General features: G+C 58.6%; 5 protein-coding genes and 2 pseudogenes. 2 read left to right on the top strand and 5 right to left on the bottom strand.

All coding sequences use genetic code 11. The annotated features are described in order from the left end of the window. A partial coding sequence (locus JQ863_RS15250; protein ID WP_204115191.1) for a hypothetical protein occupies positions 1-1,082 on the bottom strand: 1,082 nt, incomplete at its 3' end. Positions 1,083-1,410: 328 nt separating this feature from the next. Continuing rightward, a complete protein-coding gene (locus tag JQ863_RS15245) occupies positions 1,411-1,779 on the bottom strand; it encodes a LysR substrate-binding domain-containing protein (protein ID WP_420826280.1) in 369 nt (122 codons plus the stop codon). Between the two features lie 9 nt (positions 1,780-1,788). Between JQ863_RS15245 and JQ863_RS15240 the strand changes: the two are divergent. Next, positions 1,789-2,557: pseudogene (locus JQ863_RS15240) on the top strand (hypothetical protein); the annotation flags it as partial. Continuing rightward, a pseudogene (locus tag JQ863_RS19635) lies at positions 2,490-2,663 on the top strand (hypothetical protein); the annotation flags it as partial. The pseudogenes JQ863_RS15240 and JQ863_RS19635, both read left to right, overlap by 68 nt. 74 nt (positions 2,664-2,737) lie before the next feature. Here JQ863_RS19635 and JQ863_RS15230 read toward each other — a convergent pair. From JQ863_RS15230 to JQ863_RS15220, 3 genes are all read right to left on the bottom strand, one after another. After that, positions 2,738-3,067: a Rossmann-fold NAD(P)-binding domain-containing protein gene (locus JQ863_RS15230; protein ID WP_204115188.1), complete on the bottom strand. Its 330-nt coding sequence runs from the start codon at positions 3,065-3,067 to the stop codon at positions 2,738-2,740. 371 nt (positions 3,068-3,438) lie between these two features. Beyond that, on the bottom strand, positions 3,439-4,458 hold the full coding sequence (locus JQ863_RS15225; protein WP_204115187.1) for a LacI family DNA-binding transcriptional regulator: 1,020 nt from the start codon (positions 4,456-4,458) through the stop codon (positions 3,439-3,441). 88 nt (positions 4,459-4,546) lie between these two features. Further along, positions 4,547-5,599: an ester cyclase gene (locus JQ863_RS15220; protein WP_204115186.1), complete on the bottom strand. Its 1,053-nt coding sequence runs from the start codon at positions 5,597-5,599 to the stop codon at positions 4,547-4,549. Positions 5,600-5,767: the final 168 nt, after the last annotated feature.

The following is a 5,767-nucleotide window of genomic DNA, read 5'->3' as shown; positions in this document are numbered from 1 at the left end:
TCGCCAACCGCATCGGCCATGCCATTGCCCGTGCTGTCAACGCCAACCACGATCTTGTCGATCGACATCAGCGGGTTTGGCACGAAGTTGCCGATCAGAACTTCATCCACTTCACCCGTTTCGGTGATCTGGGCCACCCAGTAGGCGCCGTATTGATCGGTGAAGCCGTTGGTTGCCTCTATACCCTGATCAATCTGTTCCTGGGTCAGGGCTTCTCGGATGATAATGTCGTCATCACTGGTTGCTACGCCATAGAACGAAAAATTACCGTTCTCATCAGTGACGGTGTAGCGCTCTTGGCCGAGATCCAGGATGCCGTTGTTGTTGCTGTCAATATAGACGGTGATCCCACCCAGGCCGCTTTCTGTGCCCTCGTCATAGATCCCGTTGCCATTGGCATCTTCGAATTTGAATCCGTTGATCGTGCCCGCGGTCTGAAGGTTCCATTCATCGAAACCGGCTTCTTCGTCATAGTCGCCCGGGCGCCCCAGTTCGGTGTAGAGATAGAAATAATAGTCTTCGATCGACTCGCCCGGATTGGCGTCGAAATAGGCCTGGACCAGGCTCACTTCGATCAGAACAGTATAGTCGTCAGTACCGCTGCCCGTCGACGTCTCTGCAAGATACAGGGTATTGTCTTCAGTTGCGTCGAGATCGTAGATCATCGTCGCGTTTGATGGGTTGATCAGGTCGGAGTACGTGCTGATCGCCCCGTCGGACGACAGGTAGATCTGAAACTCTTCAAGCGTGATTAACTCGTCCGAGTTGCTTTCGTTCAGATCAAGGCGGATTTCATAATACTCGACGCCGTCAATCACGGTGACCGGCATATCGACAAGGCGCACTTCATGCGTCTTTTGCTTGTCCAGCTCGTTGTTGCCAAATGAGTTGTTTATGTCGGAATTGGAGTCGCTGACGGTGTTGAACCCCGCGGACACGCCGTCGGAAGTGCTGGCTTCGTCACTTGTTGCCAGAAACGGCTCGAAGTTACCCGTGCCGGACCCCGCATTGGGAGAATTGAGGAATGTGACGCCACCAATCGTTGCGGATGTGTTTTCCGCTTCCAAGTCATAATCAGCCATTTGGAACCCCCGAATCGAAAATAGAAACATACTTTTCTATCTCGACAGAGATCCGGCCCGTTCAAAATTGCACTCAATACGAGACTTGGTTTTTATGTTTACCGGATAAGCAGAAATTTTCGCTAAAAACGGTCGTTTTGGTGTTTACGAATAAAGAACAATTCTTCTTTTTTTGCCGAATTTGTCAACAATTTCCTGCGACTTGGGTCGGCGCCCAAATCCGCCGGGTTACATCCTGAGACCAACCGCTGTTCTCCTTCCGACGCAACAGCTGCGCATGATATGACGGAAAGCCACATCATTGTGCCGTTACCGCTGAGCCCCCTTTTTAGAGCGCCCGCATTCTTGCGATGGCCGCCTTGCGGATCTCGGATTTCAGCGCTTGCACAGGGGCCCCGTCCAGTTGTCCTCGGCGCGAAAGAAGACCGGCGGGGCGGATAATTTCGGGGTCCACCATCGGACGAAACGTCAGCCCGCTGTCCTCTAGATGTTGAACCGAGGATCTGAGTAGCAGCGCGTTTCCGATGCCCTGCCCGACCAATTCCAACGCGGTGGTCGAGCGACGTATCTCATAGGCCCAACCCAGCCCGATGCGCGCGTGGGCCATTGCTTCGTCGATCAGCAGCAGGATACTGATGCCCCGGGCTGGGTCGATCAGGTCGACATCTTCCACTTCGGGCGAGGTCACGGTCGCCATTTCAGTCAAGGGGCGGTTCTGGCCGTTCTGCTGGATCAGGGCGTGCAGTCGGTCGCCGACCCGACCCAATGCCATGCCGTGACCATCGACGGGCGGGCACCGAAGTTCGACGGCGGCATCGTGACACGGCTGGATTGCATGCCGTTTTCGGTGGTCGTCAACAAACACGCAGAACGATTCTATGACGAAGGCGAAGATATCTGGCCCAAGCGCTATGCGATCTGGGGGCGGGTGGTGGCCGCGCAACCCGAAACGGGTCGGACATGTCATCATCGACAAGAAATTGCTGAACCTGTTCATGCCCTCTGTCTTTCCGCCACAGCGGGCGGATACGCTGGACGAGCTGGCGTACATGATGGGCCTGCCCGCCGACCAGCTGAACGCCACAGTGGACGCTTTCAACGCCGCACGTGGCGATACCTCGAACTTCCACCCGACCGAGTTCGACGGTGTTGCAACAAGCGGGATCGAGCCTGCCAATACCCGCTGGGTCCGGCCGATCATTAACCTGTGGACTGCCGGGGAACCCATGCCCCGATCCATTCTTGGGCAGGGCTATCTGGCCGGTTTCGGCATGACCACCGGAACCATCTTTGGACGCATCGCGGGACAGGAGGCCACCGCGTTTGCAAACCGATCTGCGACAAGAAGTTCGCCGCCAGGCCGGGATCTGCACCGCTTGCCGCTATTGCGAGGGCTATTGCTCGGTCTTGCCCGCGTTGCACCGCAAAAGCATCCTTGCCGGTGGCGAATTAACCCAGCTGGCCAATCTGCTTGAACATGCGCCAAAGGTCGAAGCCTTCCTTGACTTTGCGCCCGGCAGACAGGCTGAGATGACGGTGCTGGCGATTGTGGCCGGTGCGGACCTCGGCTTTGTGATCCCCCATCACCTGGTCAGGATCGTTCTTATGATCATCGGCGCTCCGCTGGTGGCCAGACTTATTGGTCAGCCCAAATCTCAGGGGGTGATCTTGTGCATCGGCGCATCCGCCGGCATGCGCGAGCAAGGCAGCACGTTATTGTCCGAGCAGGCGACGACATCGGCACGGGGATACACCCCGCGCTGGCTGATCAGCCGGAGCTTCGGCAGACATTCAAGCAGGTCACGGGTGACCTTCCTAGGCGCGCGGAAAAGCACCACAGTCTCTGCGTTCTGCAATCGCTTCGCCAGAACCGTCACGTCTTCGATATGGTCGATCCAGACGGTAACCTCGTGATCGGAAAGCAAGTCGAAACACGGCAATCGGCGCAATGTGTCAAACCAGTCGTCCAGGATATGCACCTTCATTTGAACATCACTTTCCAGCATTTCCCGCAGAGATCCGGTTCCAACGCCTTTGGACGATTGCACACGTCAGCGGTCAGACAGGTCGGACAGTGCCTTGCTGACTTTTCGATGCAGTTCCTCGGTTGATTTTTCTTCGACGTCATCGGACTGCACTATTTTTTGCCGTTGTCGACGTCGAAAATGGGGCACGTCTGCCCCTTGCGCTTCCCTTGCATGATCTGGCCTCGGGGCGGTCAAAGCTATAGTGCGGCCATTTCACGACCCGACCCGCAAGCGACAGGTCATGCCCGGCTGCACGTCAGGCACCATTAACCAAGTTGCCGCCCGCCAACATCACCCGCCGCTCCAGCAAACGGCGACAGGTCGCGTCGTTACGTTTTCCATCCCTCGGGAATGCGGGCCGAGCCTCGCAGGATCAGCGGTCCTTCGATTTCAACCCTGCGGGGGGCGGCCTTGGCGTCGTCAATCTTGTGCAGAAGTATCTCAACCGTTTCGGCCACCATGCGGTTGGCAGGTTGGCGCAAGCTGGTCAGGTTATAGGCAGGCCATGCTGCCGCAGGCACATCGTCATACCCCACAAGCGACACGTCCTCGGGCAGCTTCAACCCCAGCTCGAAGCGAAGGCAATCGGCCACGGCCAACGCCATGTGGTCATTGGCCACGAACACGGCATCGGGCGGATCCTTCTCAAACATGCGCAATGCGGCTTCGCGGGCCTGGTCCATACGGAAGTCCCCAACCTCGCGCGCATGAAGTGACAGGCCCGCATCCGCCAGCCCTTGCCGAAAACCGGCCTCGCGATCGCGCTGGGTCGAGGCCCCCTCCCACCCGGCGATATAGCCAATCTTCCTGTGCCCCCCGGCGACAAGAAACTCGGCCACCCGACGGCCACCGGCAATATTGTCGGACGTCACGACCGACATGCGGGGATCGTCCTGCGACCGGTTGAACAGAACCATCGGAACACCCGCCGCCCGGCACCGCGCGGCCAGGTCCGACGACATCGCGACCGAGGCGGCGATGATGCCGTCGATCTGATAGTCGAGGATCTCTTCGACCACGTCATCGATGTTTCCGGCCGATTGCGAGGCCATGAAAACCAGCACGTGATAGCCCCGCTCCTGCAGGGCATTGGACAGCTTTTCGAGAACATCGGGATAGAACTGGTTTTCGAGATAGGCCATGACGACACCGATGATCCGGCTCTTGCCGGAAACCACCGCACGCGCCAGCGCATTCGGGCGATAGCCAAGCTCGGTCGCTGCTTTTCGAACCTTGGCAATAGTCTTGGGCGAGGCCGACGCCCCGGGTGTGAAAACCCGGGATACCGCCGACTGGCTTACACCAGCCAGCTTTGCAACCTGTGCCGAAGTGACCTTTGCCTGCGCCATCAGCCCTCTGTCCAACTCCCGTCACCCGGCCCTGTCATGCGGACGCGCTTGCCCCGCAGATCGGCCCCAGATGACAGGCAATGCCCCATCACGCTTCTCCCACCGGGAAGGGAATGGACCCGGGGACACGCACCTTGTTGAATTCGCGCATACGGGCCAGAACATCGACCCCCAGCTGGCGATACGCATCAAGGATATCAACCATTACCCAGTTCTCACGGATCTTGCCATCCTTGATACGCCAGAAATCAAGACTGCGCATGGTGATTTTCTTGCCCGACGGGGCGATGCCCATCCAGCCGCCATGGGTCACCGTCTGGATCATGTTAGGCCACCCAGTGACCGCGGCATAATCCCCGTCCCCAAAGAAATGATAGACAATCTCGTCGACATATTTACCGCGATCCGGCATCCCGTTCAGAAAGGGAATCTGGTGCCAGTTGCGGAACCCCGCGATGCCCCGCCCGGTGCCGATGCCCGCAGGTCCGTACCAGTTCATCCGCTCATGCCAGAAGCGCGACATTTCCATCACCTCCGGCCCGCCCTGGCTGGGGTGTTTCTTCATGTGCGTCAACATATCGATGATATGCTGCTGCGAGGCACGGGATTTTTCCGCATCCCAAGGCCCCTCGACAATTCCGTCCAGTGTCGCCGGACCAGGGATGCAGAACTCCAGCCCCAGCGACGGCGCCATCGGCCAGGCCTGCGCCTGGATCATCACCTCGGGAATGTCCCAAAGCGCCTGGATCTCGACAACCTTACCATCCTCGAAGCGAAAGAACTCGTGGAACCGCATATGGGTGAGATGCCCGGTCGGTGGAATGTCCAGCCATGGCACAACGAAAGTGCCGACGTAATGACCGCCGCAGCCGACCCAGTCGCCGCCATGCTCATCCGGCCCGCCCATCACAATCCAGTCACGCCGTTCCAGATCCGGCATCGACGTCAGCAGTGGCGCGTAGCAGGTGTCATAAAAGGCCTGCGGACCGGTCATGTCGTTCAGCGGCCATGGCATATGGATCACCGCATCCGGCGCGATCACCTGTTCCAGCGCAGCGCGCACGCCCGCCTCATCAAAATCGAACATAGCCGCGCGCAGCGGTGCGATGGCCTGTTTGTTCCTTGTGTGGATGTCGCTCATTGTCTTCCTCTTGCCCGCAATACCTCGGGGAGCGCGAGGGGCTGGCCCCTCGCTTGTGTTGTGTGTTTACTCTGCCGCGTCCCGATAGGGCGCGCCCTCGCCATAAGGCACGTTGATCCCGCCATAGCGGCGCACGCGGATGTTGCATTGTTCGGCATGGCCGACGAA

The organism is Shimia biformata (assembly GCF_016888515.1).
Classification (GTDB): Bacteria; Pseudomonadota; Alphaproteobacteria; order Rhodobacterales; family Rhodobacteraceae; genus Shimia_A; species Shimia_A biformata.
Note: the sequence above shows the minus strand (reverse complement) of the source record. Positions and strands in the feature narration are given on the sequence as shown.